The following is a 17,183-nucleotide window of genomic DNA, read 5'->3' on the forward strand; positions in this document are numbered from 1 at the left end:
GGCTTGGCTATAACAATCGGTCTTGCCGGCCAGTCGGCAGCCCGGGCAGCCGACACGACCATCGACCGGATGCCGACCCAACTCGAAACCCGCTATGCGCTCAGCGCCTTGCCGTCGCCATTGCGCGACAAGGCCTCGGTCTACCTGCTCGATCCCGCGAAGGGCTATCAGCTTGCCCGGCAAGGCACGAGTGCTCTGACCTGTATTGTCGAGCGCACTGCCTGGGAACTCGGCGACTTCCGCAACGACATCTATTTTCCCCTCTGCTACGACGCCGCCGGCACCAGCACCTATCTCAAGGTGATCATGGATGCGGCCAAGCTTCGCGCCGAGGGCATGGACGCTGCCGCGCTGAAGGCCGAAATCCAGAAGCGCTACGACAACAAGACCTACAAAACGCCCGACAAGGCAGGCCTGTCCTACATGGTGGGTCCAGTCATGCGCACCATCGGCCCGCCCGACATGCAGGTTCACACCATGCCGATGCCGCATCTGATGTTCTATGCCGCCGGCATCACCAATGAGGATATCGGCGCGGCGCCGGACCTCGCCAATCCTTCCAGCCTGCTCAATCCCTTCATCGACAGGCAAGGCAACGCCGAGCAGAGCTACATGATCCAGCTCGTCGGCGAGACGGAGAGGGCGAAAATACTGGCCGACGAAAAGCCGCTCATCGACGATCTCTGCGCCTACCGCGATGTCCTTTGCCTGACAGACCAAATGGATATGGACCACCACTGACCGCCACGTCCCCGCGCCAGGGGACGGGTGCAAAGGGGATGGCGCCGATCGGCCATCTCGCAACGACCGCGTAGCCTCCGCCTGGAGGCTCGCACTTACCACCGATGAAACCAAGCAACGTGCTTGCATCCCGCAAGCCTGAAGGAGGAAGTCATGCGCAAATTGATCACCGGAATGAAGATCTCCATCGACGGCAAGATGGAAGGACCCGAAGGCTTCGCCGACTGGGTCGACAACTGGTCGGAGGAATATGGCCTGATGCCCGAGATCGATGCCTGCCTGCTCGGCGGCGTCATGTATGCCGGCTACGAGCGCTATTGGAGCGCGATCCTTGAGAACGAGCCGGATCAGCCGCTGCCGATGACCGGCAAGCTGGTCGACCCGGCCGAACTCGAATGGGCGCGCTTTGCCGCGAAAACCCCGCACTATGTGCTGTCGAACACCATGACTTCGGCGGCCTGGGCCTCGACGCGCTTCCTGCGCAGCCTCGACGACATTGCGGCGCTGAAGCGCGAGCCCGGCAACGACATCTACCTCATGGGCGGCGCCCGCATCACCGCCAGCCTGATCGAGGCCGGGCTGGTCGATGAAATCAGGCTCATCGTCTATCCGCTGCTTGCCGGCGACGGCAAGGCGCTGTTCGGCACAGTGCACGCCAGGCACAGACTGGAACTGCGCAAGGCCGAGGCGCTTTCGGACGGACGGGTGAGTTTGGTTTATGGGGTGGTGTGACCTCGCCAGTCTTGGTTTCCTCGCCCCCGCAAAGCGGGGGAGAGGTGGCCGCGAAGCGGACGGAGAGGGGGCTGCGGCGCTGGCGACTTCCTGTGAGTCATGAAGGCCGAGCCATTCCCCCTCTCCGTCGCGGCTTCGCCGCGCCACCTCTCCCCCACTCGCGTGGGGGCGAGGAACATCCTGCAACGTCTGCGCCAACCCCTCCCGCCCGGACCTTCGGTCCGACCTTCCCATAAGGGCGAGGTTAAGGCTTCCACCTCTTGCCCCATCAACGACCCTGCCGTGCCACACGACAGCCAGGCCCATTGCTCCTATCCCGTGCCTGCGTTCTGGCCCGCTGGCCGCGCGGGAGGAGATTGAAATTGACGCCGACGCCAATCGCCGGAGCCGAAGCGAGAGCCTTGCCGATTGGCGCGCTGCTTGGCGCCATGGTGTCGATCCAGATCGGCGCCACCTTTGCCAAGAGCCTGTTTCCGCTGATCGGCGCCAATGGCACCACAGCGCTGCGGCTGGTCGTGGGCGCGCTGATGCTGGCGGCGGTGTTGCGGCCGTGGCGGGTGCGGCCGTCGCGCGCCGTATTGCCCTGGCTCATCGCCTATGGCGTGAACCTCGCGGCGCTGAACCTTTTGTTTTATGCCGCGCTCGCCAGAATCCCGCTCGGCGTCGCGGTGGCGCTCGAATTCTCCGGCCCGCTTTTGGTGGCAACGCTGTCGTCGCGGCGCGCCAGCGACTTCGTCTGGGTGGCACTGGCCGTTGCCGGCATATTGCTGTTGTCGCCCTTCATCCATTCCGGCAACGCACTCGACCCGATTGGCGTGATGCTGGCGCTGGCTGCAGGCGGCTGCTGGGCGCTTTACATCGTCTTTGCGCAAAAGGCGGGCGCCGAGCTCGGCAGCCAGACAACCGCTTACGGGCTGATCATCGCCGCCGCAATCGCCTTGCCATTCGGCATCGCCGAGGCGGGTTCCGGCCTGGTCGAACCCGCGATCCTGGTCAGCGCGCTGCTGGTCGGCCTCTTCTCCAGCGCCTTGCCGTTCTGGCTGGAGATGGTGGCGCTGACCCGGATGCCGGCCAGGCTCTACGGCACGCTGACCTGCCTGGAGCCGGCGCTGGGTGCGCTGGCCGGGTTCCTGTTCCTGCATGAAATCCTGAGCCCGCTACAATGTGCGGGCATCGCCGCCGTGGTCATAGCCGCCTTCGGCGCCGCGCTGACGACGAAGCCGCCTGTGCCGTCGCCGGAATAGTTGCCCACAGCCCTGTGGACGGTAAGTGAACTGCTCTCCGAAAATCGGTATATCTGACAATCGGACGGGGAGCGGACATGTCGATTGCGCGCCGGTGGCTGTTTTACAGGGCCTTTCTTGAAAAGGAATTTGCCGGACCCGCCCCGTCGCTTGGCTGGCGGCTTCGCAGCCTGCTCAGGGGCCACCCGTCCAAGGGCCTGGCCATGCTCGAAGACCGGGCCTATCGCGAGCACGACTATTTCAGCTTCACCCTGCAGGGGCGGCGCAGGGGAACCTACAATCGGCGTCTCACCTCCGCCCTGTCCAACAAGCTGGACCAGAAGCTCTGGCTCGATCGCGTCATGCCGTCGGTGGCGCCGCCCATCACCCACTACGTCGCCGGCCGCAAACTCATCGGCCTTGGCGGCGAGATCCTTGAGCTGGATGCGTTGCTCCAGCTGCTCGCCGAAAAGGGCGAACTGTTTCTGAAGCCTGCCGGCGACGGCGAGGGGATCGGCGCGATGCGGCTGGTGCAGATGCCGGACGGCATCCTCGTCAACGGCAGAAGCAGCGAACCGCGGCAATGGCTGGAGCGCTTTTCGCGGGACAAACCCAGCGGCTACATCGTCTCCGACATCATCCGCCAGGGGACGTGGAGCGAAGCCTTCTTCCCGGCGACATTGAACACACTGCGCGTCCTGACCGGCACACATTTTTCGGATCACCGGCCGATCCTGCTGGCGGCGACGATGAAGATGGGCCGTCCCACGACCTTTCCCACCGACAACTGGCATTCGGGCATGAATGGCGGCGTCGCCGCAAGGGTTGACGTCGAGACAGGCGTGCTGGCTGCCGGGCTGTTCTACAATACCGCGCAGCGCCGCCGCGATCGGATGGAGGCGCATCCCGAAACCGGCGTGCGGATTGAGGGCAATGCCGTGCCCGACTGGCAAGGCGTCAGAACCACAATGCTCGAGCTTGCCAGCCTGTTGCCCTATCCCGGCCTTGTCGGATGGGATGTTGCGCTGATGCCAGCCGGCATCGTCATCGTCGAGGCCAACACCAGCCCGGGGCTCGACATCAATCAATGCCACGGCAGCCTGAAACAGACCGCCGAACAGCGCGGTTTCTGGGCCGAAATGGGGATGTGAGACCGATGCCATGGTCGGCCGGTCGCGTGTCGGTTGCTCAAGGACCCGCAGCATCGATATATGTTTTGTCGCAGGAGATCCGAATGAGCGCAGCGAGGGCCGACAGCATTGTTTGAGCCGTTCGTGATCAAGGCAATACTCCTGGTCGGGCTCGCCGCCGTCGTTGCAGCTCTCGCCTGGCGGCAGGCGCGCTTCCGTCGCAAGGTCCGGCTGCGTGAAAATCCGGCGAACGACTACGCCGTGCGCCAGGACTGGTCGGGCAACCACGGCAAGCTCAATTATTCGTCCTTCGTCTATTTCGATGCCGATCGCGACGGTCGCTACGGGCTCGGCGACCGGCCGATGGCCGGCATAATGGTCAGACTGCATGATGGCGACGGCCGCTTCGTCGCCGCGGCGCGGAGCAATCGCGGCGGTTTTGCCAATTTCCTGGCGTCGACGAAACGTCGGGCCGCGCCCATCCATGTGCCGGGCAGCTACCGCTTCACCGTTTCGGTGCCGCCCGGATGGCGCGTAAGCAGCGCCAACGAGGTCCAGTCGCAGCACCTCCGGCTGCTGCCGGGCTCGCCCACCGGGCTGGTCTCGGAAGCAATGCTGCAGCCGGTCGGCCTGTTTCCGATACGCCAGCTCAGCGGTCGCGTAGCGGACGGCGTCTCGGCGAGCATCTCGGTGATGGCGAAAGGGCAAGAGGTGGCGGTGCATCCGCTCGGCGCCGGCGCCGGCTTCCGTCTCGATCTGCCTGATGACGCCGAGGCGATCGACATTGCCGGTCGCGGCATCGCGCGCAGGCTCACCTTGTCGGCCTATCCGACCGAACTCGGCCTGCTGTTGCCCGAAAATGCCGCTTCGGAAAACGCTGTCATGGATGGCGCAGCGCCTTTGCAGACCATCTGTTTCGACGATGTCACCACGCGCGGCCTGCGCAAGGTGCCGTCCGGTTATGCCGGGTTGACCTGGTTCAACCTGAACGCACTTGCGCGCGATCATACCGAAGGCAGCGAAGGCTACGTCAACGGCAACATCTCGGGAGACCATGTCTGCTATACGAGCAGCGGACACCCGGCGGAATTCTCAAGCGAAAAACCGTTCGGCTTCCATTCCGTGATGCTGACAGCGGCGTGGTTGAGGTCCGAAGGCGAAACCGCACTGGTGGAGAGCTGGCTTGGCGACCGGCTGATCGCCAGCGACACGATCATCCTGTCGGCGCTGGCGCCCGTGCACTACGCGCCGATGCTGACGGCGGTCACGCGCGTGCGCCTTTCCACAAGCCACTATTGGCAACTCGTGCTCGATGATCTGGTGGTTGCTCGCTGAATGGTCCCGTCACCTGCGGGAAAAGATCATGCTCTGGAAAGGATCAGGCGCTCGACTCTGCCAGGAAGACCTCGATCAATCGGGGTGAAAAGTTTAGCTAGGGGCGGAAGCACCGTTCGCGGTGATCTGCGAGAGCTTGCCCTTCTTGACCAGCACCGGCTTGGGAATATGTCTTCTTCATTTTCCACTTTCCACTTCGGCCGCCCAAAGCCTTGTTCCGGCCAGATGGCACGTCGTGCATCCGGATGATCGGCTGTTAGACGGCGACCGGCCCGGAGCCGTTGCCGTTAGCGGCCGTAACCTGCGAGAGCTTGCCCTTCTTGACCAGCACCGGCTTGGAATAGGTCTTCTTCATACCGCATCTCCAATGTCAGGCGCGCCCCGGGGGCAGGCCATAGCCCGACGGAACGACCTCACTCGACCGGCCCGGAACCCGCGCCGTTGGTGACCGCCGTAACCTGCGAGAGCCTGCCTTTTTTGATCAGCACCGGCTTCAAATAGGTTTTCTTCATAGTGCATCCTCCAGGATCACGCGATAATGCCTGACAGATCGACACTGTCAACCTTTGCGGTACCGTCATCTCGTCCCGGTTTTTCTTGTCGCCCATGCGCTAACCCGCAAATCCACCTTCGTCTGAAAGGCATTGTTCTTGGGCGCACGGCGCGGCTAGGGATCGGGTTGCGGTGCAGAAAGCGTCCGATCCTGCGATCAGCTCACAGCTGGTCAGTTTCATTCAGCATATTGCTGAAATCATGTCGCTGGATTCATCAAATTCGAAATGCGATCTCGCGGGGCACGCCCAGACCGACTTGCGGCGGCCACTAGAGACCACGACAGGAGAGGATCTAATGCCCACCTCACGACGTGCGCTTCTCGCCACGGCGGGAAGCGCCGGCCTCGCCTCGCTTGCAGTCAGCGCTTCAGCCTCGGCGCAAGAGGACTCGGCCATCGATCTGACGATCGCGAAGCTCGTCCAGCGATCCAGGGACGCAAACGCGGCGCTCATGCGTGGTGACATCGACTTCTATCGCGCTCTGGTCCCCCACGACGACGACTACACGCTGATGGCTCCATTCGGCGGAACGCCCACGCGCGGTTCTGACATGACGGAAGAGAGCTGGAGGGCGGTTGGTCGCTTCTTTCGAAATGGCACGTTCGAGCAGGAGGTGGTCCAGGCGTATGGCTCGGCCGACATCGTGGTTCTTGCGACGCTGGAACGATGCCGCGTCGAAGCCGGCGGTCTGCCGGCGCAAGAGTGGCCGCTGCGCGTCACCCAGGTCTATCGCCGTGACGGATCCGAATGGCGGCTCGCCCATCGCCATGCCGATCCTCTCGGCAAGGGCATCAGCCTGGAACAGGCGGCTGCTATCGCCCGCGGCTGACAGCGTCGTGCACAACTGCAATGTCCTGAATTCAGTGATATGGTTTCAGGAATATGCTGAACAAGATCGATCTGGCGCGCGCCGACCTCAATTTGCTGGTCCTGTTCCAGGCCATCATGGAAGAGCGGCATGTCGGCCGCTCGGCGGAGCGGCTCAACCTGTCAGCTTCAGCGGTTAGCCATGGCCTCGGCCGGTTGCGCAAGCTGCTTGGCGATCCACTGTTTCTGAAGACGCCGCGCGGCGTTGTGCCCACCGATCGGGCAACAGAGCTTGCCGAGCCGGTGGCCGAGATTCTGGCGCGGGTGCGCCGGGTGATATCAAGCGCCGAGCCGTTCGATCCCGCCCGCTCGACGCGCCGTTTTACCATCGGTGCGCCGGATGCCGTGTCGTCCGTCCTCCTGCCGCCGCTGCTCGAAAAAATGCGCCGAACGGCCCCGTCCATCGACATCTCCATCCGGCAGCTGTTGCCGCGCCAAGGCGAACCGTCGCCCACCACGGCCTGGAGCGACTGCGTTGCCGAGCTCGAAGCGCGCGTCATGGATGTCGCCGTGATTCCGTTTGACGGCCTGCCGGTGCGCTTCACCGTCGACACGCTTTATGAGGAGGATTTCGTCGTCGCCATGCGCGCCGGCCACCGCTTCGCCGGCGACCCGGGCCTTGAGGCCTATTGCGCCATGCAGCACATGGTTGTCTCCAACAATGGCGATCCGAACGGGTTTGTCGACAGGGTGTTGGCTGGACGCGGCCTGTCGCGTCGCGTTGCGCTGACGGTTCCCAACTTCATGTTCGGACTGGCGGTGCTTGCGCAAACCGACCTGATCTCAGCCTATCCGCGCCGGTTCCTCGCCATGTATGGCGGCCGTTTCGGCGTCGTCGGCATCGATGCGCCCATCCGGTTCGGCCACTTCAACATCAACAGCATCGTGCCGAAGGTCGCGCTGATGGATGCGGGCATGGCCTGGCTGGTCGGCCTGCTCAAGCAGACAGGACACAGCTAGCGGTTGCAGAACGTACGACTTAAGTCTGACAATTTATAATAAAAAGGTCTGTATTAGCCGAGACAAGGGTCGTAAGCCGCTTTCGCAAGGACGTCGATTTGTGGATGCTGCGCTGATAACAGCGCCGTTCCGGTTTTGGACAGATTGGATCGGTCCCCGCTGACCATCGGGAGACGAACAGATTAAGCGCCTGCGCCAACTCTGCTGGCTTGCCTTGCGGGCGTCGACAACGCTCGCCCTGATCCTTGTGCCCTACCACCTCAGCTTTGACGGCGCCGCCAAGATAACCGCCGGCAGCGCCTTCGCCAAGGATGGCGGTGGCAACGGGGGCGGGGGCGGCAATGGGGGCGGAGGCGGCAATGGCGGTGGCAACGGCAATGGCGGTGGCAATGCCGGTGGCAACGGCAACAGCGGTGGAAGCGGTAACAGCAACAGCGGTGGCAACGGCAAGGGCAAGGGCAATGCCGGCAAGGGCAATGCCAGCCATGTGAATTCCGCAACCGGCGACGAGGTTGAGGTCGACGCCAGCGGCATCACGGTCACCCATCCCAACGGCATGAAGGAAGATATCCACAATGGCCGGTTCACGATGAAGGATGCGCTCGACCGCACCATCGTCGAGCGGCCGGCGACCCCCGCCGATGTGGCACGTTTGAAAAGTTTGTGAGGGCCAGCCGCTTTCGGGCGGATTTGTTTTTTGCCTCAACGCCTGGTGCGGATGGTCCGGGCGTCGCGCGTCAACCCGCGCGCTCTCGCGCCTCGCGCATCAGCAGCGCCGCCTCGGTGCGGTTGCGCACATTGAGCTTGGCCAGAACCCGCGTCATGTGATGCTTGACCGTCTTCTCCTGTAGCGAAAGCCGCGCGGCGACTTCCTTGTTGCTCAAGCCTTCCGCCACCAGGCGCAGAATATCTGTCTCGCGGCCGGTGAGTTGCTGGATGGGATCGGCCTTGCGGGTGGTCGGCTGCAACAACAGGTCCGACAGAAGCCGGGCCGACAGTGTCGGCGAGACATAGCTTTCGCCAGCCGCGACATTGCTGAGGATTTCAGCCAGCGCCTTCGAACCGACGCCTTTCAGCACATAGCCGCGCGCGCCGGCATTGAGCGCCTGGGCAACGTCGGCGTTGGCTTCCGACACGGTCAGCATGACGACCTTCTGGCCGGGGTGCCCGGCCATGATGTTTGCCGCGGCGGTGAGCCCGCCGCCCGGCATGCTGATGTCGAGCAGCACGATGTCGGGCCGCATGGCCGCGACCAGCCTTTCAGCATCCTCGGCGCTGGCGCCTTCGCCGACCACTTCGAAACCGCCGATCTCGCCGAGGCTGCGCGCTACGCCCTCGCGAAACAACGGATGGTCGTCGACAATGGCGATGCGGATGGCTTGGGTCACGATTGCTCCTCAATGGACAATGTTATCACCAGTCGTGTGCCTTGTGGGCCAGATACAGTTTCAAACTGGCCGCCGATGCTCTCGATACGCTCCCTGAGACCGGCAAGCCCAAGGCCCTCGCTTCTTGCCGGGTCGAATCCGGGGCCGCCGTCGAGGACCTCGACGAACAGCTTGCCGCCTTTCATTGCCGCTTTCACCGCCTGATCCCTGCCTTTCCCGTGGCGATAGGCATTGTTCAAGCCTTCCTGGACAAAACGATAGATGCTGATCTTCTCGGAAGGGCCGGGTTCGCGCAAGCGCTTTGGCAGCGTCAGCGAAACCGAGGTTCCGGTCCGCCGTTGGTGTTCGGCGACCGCCAGCCGCAATATGTCGAGCACCGCCGCCGTCTCGATCTGCGGCAGGACGAGACCGTTGCAGATGCCGCGTATCTCGCGGATCGCTTCATCAAGCGTTTTGTGGATGTCGGCGATCTCGGCTTCGCGCAGCGCGGTGGGGGCGCCGGGATCAAGTAAGATCGGGCTGTCCATCCTGAGGGCCGCCAGCGCCACGAGCTGGGCCGGCCCATCGTGAAGATCGGCGCCGATGCGCCTGAGATAGCGTTCGTTGAGCGCGGTGGCGCGGCGCGAGGCGTGCTGCACGCGCTCGCGCAGAGATGAGTTCTGCGACAGCAGCGCCCGCAATTCGGCGATCTTGGCCTCGAGCGCCGCCCGCTGGCTTTGGATGGTGCGGCTGCCGCGAAACACGATGCCCGACAAGAGCGCCAATGCCGCCGCTGTGGCGCCGGCCACCACCAGCCAGCTTTGCCACAGGGCGGCGTTCAGCGACGACTCGAAGTCGTCGGCAATCTCGTAGAACTCTGAAACGGCAACGACTTCGCCCGACCAGGGTTCGCGCACAGGATTGTAGATTTCCAGCAGCGGTCCAGCCACCGTCTTTTTCTCGTAGTGGCTCTCGGCGTCGTCGTCGAGGTCGTTGTACTCGGCCACGACATTGCCGCTGAAGGCGGCGACTAGGTTGGCGTTCGGCTCGAACACCTTGCCGATCAGCGTCGTATCCTTGGCGTAGAGGATCGTGCCGTCGCGCCGCCACAGCTTGAACGACGCCAGCCGCTTGCCCAGTGCACCCTGGTCGAGCGTCTCGTCGAGCGCCCGTTTGACGGTATCGTCGAGCTCGCGGCTTTTGCGCATGTCGGGCAACAGCGGCGCGATCACGCTGTCGACATAGAGCGCCGTGGTCGCGGCCGAGTTGCGCATGACACCTTGCCGGATCTGCGAAGTCACCCACAGGCCGACCACCAGCATCACCACCAGCAGCCCGATACCGCCGGCAATGAGGAACTGCAGCGCCAGCGACAGCCTGCCCCAGCGCTGCGGGAACTCTCCCAGGAAAACCCCAAGCAATCGCACGATCCACCCTTCCGACCCGTGCCTGTTATAGAGACGCCGCAGCATTTGCGACATCGCAAGATTTTGGCCTGTGCGAGATTCCGGCCGCTGCGGTTAGGCATCGGCAGCACCGCAGCGCCGGGGATCTTACAGGGCCGGTAAAGTCGGACAGCCGGGCTGTCGCAGACATCTGCACGGTTTTCATGGCCGTCCCGTCCGGGCGTCGTGCGGGATCTGGCCGGCCACCAGCTGAAAAAGCTCGCCTCGCGAGGAGACCTGCAATTTGCGGTAGATATTGTTCATGTGGATTTTCAGCGTACCTTTCGAAATGCCGAGATCGAGCGCGATCTGCCCGTTCGGCCTGTTTTCGGCGGCGAGCCGGGCGATCTCCATCTCGCGGATGGTCAGCAGCGACGACAGCTTCTGCCATCTGATTCGCCGGGAAGCCTCGCTTTCGACAGCGTCACCGACGATCTCGGCGGGCAACCAGCGTCCGCCCGCGGCCACCTGATGGATGCATTTGGCCAGCGTCTCGACCGTGGCTTCCTTGAACACGATGCCGGCGACCCCCGCCATCACGGCATCATAAAGCTCGGCGCTGGAAGCGGTTGCTGTCAAAAGCACGCAACGCGTGGCGAGCCCCAGCCTGCCGAGTTCCGCGGCGATTTCGGGCCCGCTCAGCCCCGGCATCCGCAGGTCCAGCACCGCGACATCCGGAACCTGTTGCCGGATCATCGCCAGCGCGCTCTTGCCGTCGAGCGCAGATCCGACAACAAGGAAGCCGGGATCGCGGGCAATCAGGTCGGCCAGCCCGTGCAGCAGCAGTGGATGGTCATCGGCGATGAACACCGTGGTGACCATAGTCAGTTCCCCTTGTGCCCGATCGCCAGGGATGGCGTGAACGGCAGCGCCCGCCGGCCAACAACAGCGCCATGCCGGAGCGGCGCAATTGTTTTCGTCCAGCTGAGACGACAATCGCCCATACTCAATCATGAACAGTATTTCCCTCTCAAGTCAAAGCATTACGGCCCTGCGCCGCAAGGGAAGGCCTGGCGTTGCAGTGCCTGTGCCTTCACGCCTCTTGGCCGCAGATGGTCCCCGAAACGCGGCTCGTATCTCGGCATATGAAAGCCATCCCAACAGCATCGTGCTTCCGGTAAGAATTGGCAAAAGCGTAATCAATCTCGACGTGCTGCCGGCAGCAAGTTAGCTGGCAGCGGACTGAAGCAGACGCGATGCCGCCCCACCATTGCCGGCCTGTCGCTCGATGAGACCACGGAATTGTTCCAACAAGAATTTAGAAATAATTAGACCGGCGCCAAGGCATTTACGTAATATAGAGGAGGATTACCGGCGTTGAATTTGTATTCGCGTCTATAACCGCGGTTATATGGACGTGCCAATTGCAACCTGCGTAATATGGTCGGGGGAAGAATAAGGCTCAGGCGGTCGACGTAGACCGCGCGCGTTTGGGGTATGGGCGTGAGCATGGCAGTCAGTCCGACGGCGGATCAATTCCGTCATCCGGGGAAGCTGTGTCGGGCGAATGGGCGCAGTCGCCCCGCCCGGCCCTCCCTGTTCAAAGCCGCTTACGTCACGAACAGCTCATTGCCGGCGATGCCGCGTTCCGCGGGCACGCCCGGTGCTACAACAGGTCTGGGGTAGTCAGCCGCCTTGTGCGGCCAACAAGAGAGCGCGCTTGCAAGCGCGAGGGCGAAGTGCAGTTGGCGGTGTCAGAAATCGGCACGCGCTGGGCGGTTCTTGGGGGAACGCTCGGCGCGCTGCTTTTGCTCTCCATCTGGAGGTCTTCTCGCCGTGAGCCTGCCATGACTCCAGCCCCGGTTCGGCTGGCCGACGGCAAGCCACAGCCGGGGAGGGCAAAGCGGCCGGCGGCAGGATCCGCGACGTCCGAGCTCGCGGCCGCACTTGCAGGCTGCCGCTCGGCCTTCGCCGCGGTCGCGCTGTTGAGCGGCGTGCTCAACGTGCTGATGCTCGCCGGCTCGCTCTACATGCTCGAAGTCTACGACCGCGTGCTGCCGAGCCGCAGCATACCGACGCTGATCGGCCTCAGTGTGCTCGTCGTCATCCTTTACGCAGGGCAGGGCGTGCTCGATCTCGTGCGCGGCCGCATTCTGGTGCGCATCGGTGGCGCCCTTGACGAGGCGCTCGGCGCCCGCGTCTATTCCAGCGTCCTCAAGCTGCCGCTCAAGGTCGGGCGGAACGGCGACAGCATGCAGGCGGTGCGAGACCTCGACAGCGTGCGCGCCTTCCTGTCGGGCAGCGGCCCGACCGCCCTGTCCGATCTGCCGTGGCTGCCGCTCTATCTGGCCGTCATCTTCATCTTCCATGTGCTGCTCGGCCTGACTGCCCTGGTCGGCATGATCGTGCTCGTCGTTTTGACCGTCCTTGCCGAGAGGCTGACGCGTAAGCCGGTCACCTCCGGCACCCAGATCGGCATCATCCGCGACGGCCTGACGTCCACCGATGACCGCAACGCGGAAGTGATTGCGGCTCTTGGCATGGGCGGCAGGATGGTCAGGCGATGGGAAGACGCCAACCGCATCTATCTCGCCGAGCAGCGCCGTATCAGCCATATCGCCGGCGGCTTCGGCGCCGTGTCCAAGGGGCTGCGCATGCTGCTGCAGTCGGCCATGCTCGGCGTCGGTGCCTGGCTGGTGATCGAGCAGCAGGCGACCGCGGGCATCATCATCACCGCCTCGATCCTGAGCGGCCGCGCATTGGCCCCTGTCGACCTCGTCATCGCCAACTGGAAAGGCTTCCTGACGGCGCGGCAGGGCTGGCAGCGGCTGACCAGGATTCTCGCTGCAGTGCCGGCCGACGCCGATCCGATGGTGATGCCGGCCCCAAGCCGCCACGTGTTGATGCAGGGCGTCAGCGTCGCCGCCCCCGGCACGCAGCGGCTCCTGGTGCACGACGCCAGTCTTGCCCTTGAGGCGGGACATGCCGTCGGCATCATCGGCCAGAGCGGTTCGGGCAAGTCGACGCTGGTCAGGGCGCTCGTCGGGGCCTGGCAGCCCGCCGCCGGCAAGATTCGCCTCGACGGCGCCGACCTCCACCAGTGGTCGGCGGAGGATCGTGGCCGCTTCATCGGTTATCTGCCGCAGGATGTGCAGCTGTTTGCCGGCACGGTCGCCGAGAACATCGCGCGTTTAGAGCCCGATGCCGATCCCGCGGCGATCATTGCCGCGGCCAATGCAGCCGGCGCGCATGATCTCATCGTCGGTTTCCGCGGCGGGTACGAAACCCAGATCGGCGAGCTCGGCGAGGCGGTCTCGGCCGGCCAGCGCCAGCGCATCGCAATGGCCCGCGCGCTCTATCGCGATCCATTCCTGGTGGTGCTCGACGAGCCGAATTCAAACCTCGATGCCGAAGGCGAGCAGGCGCTGCTGCAGGCGATCATGGGCGTGCGGCAACGCGGCGGCATCGTCGTGCTGGTGGCGCACCAGCCGAGCGCGCTCGCCACGGTCGATTTCATCCTCGCCATGAACCAGGGCCGCGTCCAGGCTTTCGGCCCCAAGCATGAGATTTTGGCCAAGCTGTTCCCGCGGCCGCAGCCGGCGGTGGTCGCCATGCCGCGTCTCAGACTCGCCACCGAAGAACCGACGCCCGGCGCGGTGGCGGCAGGCGTCCGAAGGGAGGAACGATGCTGAGCCGCTCCCACCGATCCATTCCACGCCATCAGGTGGGCAGGTTGAGGTGGCTGGCCATGCTGGCACCGTTCATCCTGTTGTCCGGCTACATCGTCTACGGCTTTCTGGGCGTCCGGTTTGACTCGCCCTGGGCCGTGCTCAGGCACCTTGCGGCATTTCCGAACTGTAGCGCTGCCCGTGCCGTCGGCCTGGCGCCTGCGCATAGGGGAGAGCCGGGCTACTGGACGACGCACGATGCCGACCATGACGGCATCGCTTGCGAGCCTTGGGATGGGGCAAGCGCAAGCGGCGTCAAGGTGCATCGCTATTGGCACACCGGCCGATAATTTCTCACAGCTCCTTTTCCGCCAGTTCGCGGAAGGCGTCGGGAACCGAGCGCCGGGCTTCCAGCGCCACCGCGCCATAGCCCACGGCCTCTTTGCCAAATCGCTGGCGGATCTTGTCGATGGCGCGGTCGGCGCCAAAGCGCGCCAGGCCTTTTTTGCTGCCGGGCCGCTGTTTCTCGTCAGCAAGCCCGAGCGGCAGGTCCAGCTGCAGCTCGGCACTTTCCTCGAGTTGCGACACCGAGATCGCCAGCAGCGAGATGGACTTCTCGCCAGCGTTGGCGGCAAGCACGCCGCGCACCAGTTCCTCGGCGATTTCGGCCAGCATCACGGTTGCTGAAATCGGCTGCTCGAGCGTCAGCGAGCGCGTGACCGCGCGTAGATCGGCAAAACGCACCCGCACGGTCACCGTGCGACCGGGCCGCGATTTCGCCCTGAGGCGGCTGGCGACCCGATCTGCCAGGTGCAGAAGAACAGGCCCGAAGACATGGGCCTCGGCCGGCCGCTTGCCGAGCGCCGACTGCGCGCCGGCCGAATGCGCCCGCCGATGCGTCTCGAGTTTTCGCGGGTCGCGGTTCCACGCCAGCGATGCCAGCTTCTCGCCGGCGGCGGGGCCGAGCAGCCGGCGCAGCGCGCCGCTGTGGGTCTTGGCCAACTGGCCGATGGTCTCGACACCGATCTCGGCCAGCCGCGCCTTGGTCGCCGGGCCGACGCCCCACATCAGTCCGATCGGCAAATCGTGCAGGAAGGCGAGCTCCGTTGCCGGATCGACCACCACCAGCCCGTCGGGTTTCGCCACTTGCGAGGCGATCTTGGCCAGGTGCTTGGTGCGCGCCACGCCGATCGAGATCGGCAGGCCGAGCTCGGCCCGTACACGCCGCCGCACCGTGGCGGCGATCTCGGCCGGCGACCCGAACAGATGCGTGCAGCCGGCGACATCGGCAAAGGCCTCGTCGATGGAAATGCGCTCGACCAGCGGCGTGAAATCGTCGAGCACTTTTATCGCGGCGTCGCCCAGCCTCTGGTACTCGCCGAAATTTCCGCTGACAAAGATCAATTGCGGGCAAAGCTCCCGCGCGCGTCGGCCCGGCATCCCGCCGCGCACGCCAAAAACCCTGGCCTCGTAAGAAGCGGCCAGCACGACGCCGCCACCGACGGCAATCGGCTTGCCCCTGAGCGACGGGTCGAGCAGCTGCTCGACCGAGGCATAGAAGGCATCGAGATCCGCATGCAGGATGGTGGGTTCCATCCCGACCGTTCCTTTGGGCGTTGCAGCATTAGCCGCGTCTGTTGCTAGGGTGGTTTTGACGAACAAATAGAGAACAAACAGGGTCCACTGTCAAGCGCGGCGCTTACGTCTAGTGAATTCGCTGGAGACCCAGGCCGTCGATTGATCTGCCTTGTCCGGGGCCGGCGGAACATTGTCGCTCGCCACAGCGTTCATTGTCGTGAAGGGACGCTGTTTCGTGGAGGCCGGTATGGGCCAGTTCGAGATGATCGACCTCGTCAGCGTCGTTGACGCCTGCACGAGCGATCGCGTTGCCGGGCACTGCGTGTCGATGGCCAAGGCGGTGGAAGAGTTGCGGGTGCTGACCGGCGATTTCGTGTCGCCGGACGAGGCGGTGGCCAATGCCCTGTCTGCGGTGGCGCTGAGGCGCGGCTGCGCCGTGCTGTTCGATGAACAGGCCGGCGCCGATATCTTGCGGATGCCATAGGCGCAATGCCGCAAGCGCTTGGAAGGTCGTGCCTGCGGGGCGACCAATCGGCCGTATCCAGCATTCGACGCCTGCTCGATAAGTTACGCGACGACGGTCATGGTTCCGTTGGCTGCGACCTAAGTGTCACGGCCAATTGGGCCTAAGGTCTGATCAGTATAGGGCGTCAGTCGCGCAAAGGGCCGATCCGCGCCGTGATTTTCATATTCGTCTTATATTTCAATGATTTACAAAATCGTCTCCGGCCTTTTGCAGGCCGACTATCGCGTATCGCAACCACATTTGTCTAAAGTTTACCCAGTCGAATTAGCAAATTCTCATATGACGCTGCTATAGCCGAGTCGGCGGAGGTGGCTATCCCCTCGAGGAGGTATCATGACATCCCGAAAAACTCTTTTGGCGGCGGTTGCCGCGTTTGCACTCCTGGCCTCTCCGGCCTTGGCCGGTGCTGGTGGTAACGGCAACGGTGGTGGCCACGGCCATGGTGGTGGCAATGGCGGCGGCAACGGCAATAACGGCCAATCCGGCAACAGCGGCAAATCCGGCAACAGCGCGTCGCATGGCAAGTCGGCAGCGGCTCATGCCGGCAAGAAAGCTTCGACCGACGACCAGGCTGTCGATGACGTCGAAGTCGCCGCGACGCCCAAGGAAAAGAACATCCACGCCAAGCTTGGCCGGCTGAACTCGCTTCAACGCAACATCAACGCCTATTTGAACTCCAAGAGCAAGAAGTTCGCTGGCATCCAGGCTTTTGTGACGCAGTCGGCAGTAGCCAAGAACGCTCAAGCCGCGGTCGTAGCCGCTGATCAGGCGGTCCTCGACGCCCAGGCCGCGCTCGAAGCGCTAAAAGCGAAAGCGGCTGACCCGCTTACCCCGCCCGACGAGGTCCCGACCCAGGTCGATCTCGATGCCGCGCAGGCCGCGGTGGATGACGCCACTCAGGCGGCACTGGATGCCAAGGCTGCGGCCGTCCAAGCTGCCGCCGACATCCCATCGCTCGATGACGCACTCGCCGATATGGCCAACAAGCCGGTCGACGCCGAGGTCACCGACTGGGCCAACGGCGTGCTTGCCGAGAAGATCGACCAGATGGCCGCCACGCTGGCTCCTCCGGCAACGCCGTAAAGCCGATCGCGGTTAAAACGGCCAATCGAATGAC

At 64.0% G+C, this 17,183-nt stretch carries 18 protein-coding genes; 12 read left to right on the forward strand and 6 right to left on the reverse strand.

Features of this window, described 5'->3' with window-relative positions; translation table 11 throughout:
• The first annotated feature begins 3 nt into the window (after positions 1–3).
• From AC1DYC_RS01050 to AC1DYC_RS01070, 5 genes are all read left to right on the forward strand, one after another.
• Positions 4–741, forward strand: coding sequence for a hypothetical protein (locus AC1DYC_RS01050; protein ID WP_477403218.1), 738 nt, complete (start codon positions 4–6; stop codon positions 739–741).
• A gap of 153 nt (positions 742–894) precedes the next feature.
• A complete protein-coding gene (locus AC1DYC_RS01055; RefSeq protein ID WP_477403220.1) occupies positions 895–1,473 on the forward strand; it encodes a dihydrofolate reductase family protein in 579 nt (192 codons plus the stop codon).
• A gap of 362 nt (positions 1,474–1,835) precedes the next feature.
• Positions 1,836–2,717 carry an EamA family transporter gene (locus AC1DYC_RS01060; protein ID WP_477403222.1) on the forward strand — a complete coding sequence of 294 codons (882 nt, stop codon included), beginning with the start codon at positions 1,836–1,838 and terminating at the stop codon, positions 2,715–2,717.
• A gap of 77 nt (positions 2,718–2,794) precedes the next feature.
• Positions 2,795–3,847: a sugar-transfer associated ATP-grasp domain-containing protein gene (locus AC1DYC_RS01065; protein ID WP_477403224.1), complete on the forward strand. Its 1,053-nt coding sequence runs from the start codon at positions 2,795–2,797 to the stop codon at positions 3,845–3,847.
• 123 nt (positions 3,848–3,970) lie between these two features.
• Positions 3,971–5,161, forward strand: coding sequence for a hypothetical protein (locus tag AC1DYC_RS01070; protein WP_477403226.1), 1,191 nt, complete (start codon positions 3,971–3,973; stop codon positions 5,159–5,161).
• A gap of 256 nt (positions 5,162–5,417) precedes the next feature.
• Here the strand turns inward: AC1DYC_RS01070 and AC1DYC_RS01075 are convergent, their stop codons facing one another.
• Both AC1DYC_RS01075 and AC1DYC_RS01080 read right to left on the reverse strand, forming a co-directional pair.
• Positions 5,418–5,516: a putative RiPP precursor gene (locus AC1DYC_RS01075; protein WP_477403228.1), complete on the reverse strand. Its 99-nt coding sequence runs from the start codon at positions 5,514–5,516 to the stop codon at positions 5,418–5,420.
• 58 nt (positions 5,517–5,574) lie between these two features.
• Positions 5,575–5,769, reverse strand: coding sequence for a hypothetical protein (locus AC1DYC_RS01080; RefSeq protein WP_477403230.1), 195 nt, complete (start codon positions 5,767–5,769; stop codon positions 5,575–5,577).
• Positions 5,770–5,845: 76 nt separating this feature from the next.
• On the opposite strand from AC1DYC_RS01080, the gene AC1DYC_RS01085 reads away from it, so the two are divergent.
• The 3 genes from AC1DYC_RS01085 (at position 5,846) to AC1DYC_RS01095 (ending at position 8,209) form a co-directional block, all read left to right on the forward strand.
• Positions 5,846–6,544 (forward strand): YybH family protein, encoded by a 699-nt coding sequence (locus tag AC1DYC_RS01085; protein WP_477403232.1) that lies wholly within the window; start codon positions 5,846–5,848, stop codon positions 6,542–6,544.
• A 53-nt stretch (positions 6,545–6,597) separates the two neighbouring features.
• Positions 6,598–7,542, forward strand: a complete 945-nt coding sequence (locus AC1DYC_RS01090) for a LysR family transcriptional regulator (protein WP_477403234.1) — start codon at positions 6,598–6,600, stop codon at positions 7,540–7,542.
• 214 nt (positions 7,543–7,756) lie between these two features.
• The gene (locus AC1DYC_RS01095; RefSeq protein WP_477403236.1) at positions 7,757–8,209 is read left to right on the forward strand and encodes a hypothetical protein; all 453 of its coding nucleotides are present in this window, start codon (positions 7,757–7,759) and stop codon (positions 8,207–8,209) included.
• Positions 8,210–8,279: 70 nt separating this feature from the next.
• On the opposite strand, the gene AC1DYC_RS01100 is transcribed toward AC1DYC_RS01095, so the two are convergent.
• The 3 genes from AC1DYC_RS01100 to AC1DYC_RS01110 form a co-directional block, all read right to left on the reverse strand.
• Entirely contained in the window at positions 8,280–8,930 is a 651-nt protein-coding gene (locus tag AC1DYC_RS01100) for a response regulator (RefSeq protein ID WP_477403238.1), read from the reverse strand.
• Complete coding sequence (locus AC1DYC_RS01105; protein WP_477408110.1) at positions 8,927–10,285, reverse strand: sensor histidine kinase; 1,359 nt, start codon at positions 10,283–10,285, stop codon at positions 8,927–8,929. Before AC1DYC_RS01105 ends, AC1DYC_RS01100 begins: the two co-directional genes overlap by 4 nt.
• 231 nt (positions 10,286–10,516) lie before the next feature.
• The gene (locus AC1DYC_RS01110) at positions 10,517–11,176 is read right to left on the reverse strand and encodes a response regulator (protein ID WP_477403240.1); all 660 of its coding nucleotides are present in this window, start codon (positions 11,174–11,176) and stop codon (positions 10,517–10,519) included.
• A 965-nt stretch (positions 11,177–12,141) separates the two neighbouring features.
• Here AC1DYC_RS01110 and AC1DYC_RS01115 point away from each other — a divergent pair.
• Together AC1DYC_RS01115 and AC1DYC_RS01120 are read left to right on the forward strand one after the other, a co-directional pair.
• On the forward strand, positions 12,142–13,986 hold the full coding sequence (locus AC1DYC_RS01115) for a type I secretion system permease/ATPase (RefSeq protein ID WP_477403242.1): 1,845 nt from the start codon (positions 12,142–12,144) through the stop codon (positions 13,984–13,986).
• A gap of 56 nt (positions 13,987–14,042) precedes the next feature.
• Positions 14,043–14,312, forward strand: a complete 270-nt coding sequence (locus AC1DYC_RS01120; RefSeq protein ID WP_477403244.1) for an excalibur calcium-binding domain-containing protein — start codon at positions 14,043–14,045, stop codon at positions 14,310–14,312.
• A 4-nt stretch (positions 14,313–14,316) separates the two neighbouring features.
• On the opposite strand, the gene dinB is transcribed toward AC1DYC_RS01120, so the two are convergent.
• Complete coding sequence (dinB, locus tag AC1DYC_RS01125; protein ID WP_477403246.1) at positions 14,317–15,558, reverse strand: DNA polymerase IV; 1,242 nt, start codon at positions 15,556–15,558, stop codon at positions 14,317–14,319.
• A gap of 229 nt (positions 15,559–15,787) precedes the next feature.
• Between dinB and AC1DYC_RS01130 the strand changes: the two genes are divergently transcribed.
• Both AC1DYC_RS01130 and AC1DYC_RS01135 read left to right on the forward strand, forming a co-directional pair.
• Complete coding sequence (locus AC1DYC_RS01130; RefSeq protein WP_477310331.1) at positions 15,788–16,024, forward strand: hypothetical protein; 237 nt, start codon at positions 15,788–15,790, stop codon at positions 16,022–16,024.
• A 375-nt stretch (positions 16,025–16,399) separates the two neighbouring features.
• Positions 16,400–17,149 (forward strand): hypothetical protein, encoded by a 750-nt coding sequence (locus AC1DYC_RS01135; protein WP_477403248.1) that lies wholly within the window; start codon positions 16,400–16,402, stop codon positions 17,147–17,149.
• The last annotated feature ends 34 nt before the right edge of the window (positions 17,150–17,183 follow it).

It is taken from the genome of Mesorhizobium sp. P2_E7 (genome assembly GCF_056403855.1).

Coding starts and splice junctions, on each gene's coding strand:
- AC1DYC_RS01055 (WP_477403220.1), top strand. CDS start 895: ATGCGCAAATTGATCACCGGAATGAAGATCTCCATCGACGGCAAGATG.
- dinB (WP_477403246.1), bottom strand. CDS start 15,558: ATGGAACCCACCATCCTGCATGCGGATCTCGATGCCTTCTATGCCTCG.
- AC1DYC_RS01135 (WP_477403248.1), top strand. CDS start 16,400: ATGACATCCCGAAAAACTCTTTTGGCGGCGGTTGCCGCGTTTGCACTC.
- AC1DYC_RS01115 (WP_477403242.1), top strand. CDS start 12,142: ATGACTCCAGCCCCGGTTCGGCTGGCCGACGGCAAGCCACAGCCGGGG.
- AC1DYC_RS01110 (WP_477403240.1), bottom strand. CDS start 11,176: ATGGTCACCACGGTGTTCATCGCCGATGACCATCCACTGCTGCTGCAC.
- AC1DYC_RS01120 (WP_477403244.1), top strand. CDS start 14,043: ATGCTGGCACCGTTCATCCTGTTGTCCGGCTACATCGTCTACGGCTTT.
- AC1DYC_RS01065 (WP_477403224.1), top strand. CDS start 2,795: ATGTCGATTGCGCGCCGGTGGCTGTTTTACAGGGCCTTTCTTGAAAAG.
- AC1DYC_RS01130 (WP_477310331.1), top strand. CDS start 15,788: ATGGGCCAGTTCGAGATGATCGACCTCGTCAGCGTCGTTGACGCCTGC.
- AC1DYC_RS01075 (WP_477403228.1), bottom strand. CDS start 5,516: ATGAAGAAGACCTATTCCAAGCCGGTGCTGGTCAAGAAGGGCAAGCTC.
- AC1DYC_RS01090 (WP_477403234.1), top strand. CDS start 6,598: ATGCTGAACAAGATCGATCTGGCGCGCGCCGACCTCAATTTGCTGGTC.
- AC1DYC_RS01080 (WP_477403230.1), bottom strand. CDS start 5,769: ATGGGCGACAAGAAAAACCGGGACGAGATGACGGTACCGCAAAGGTTG.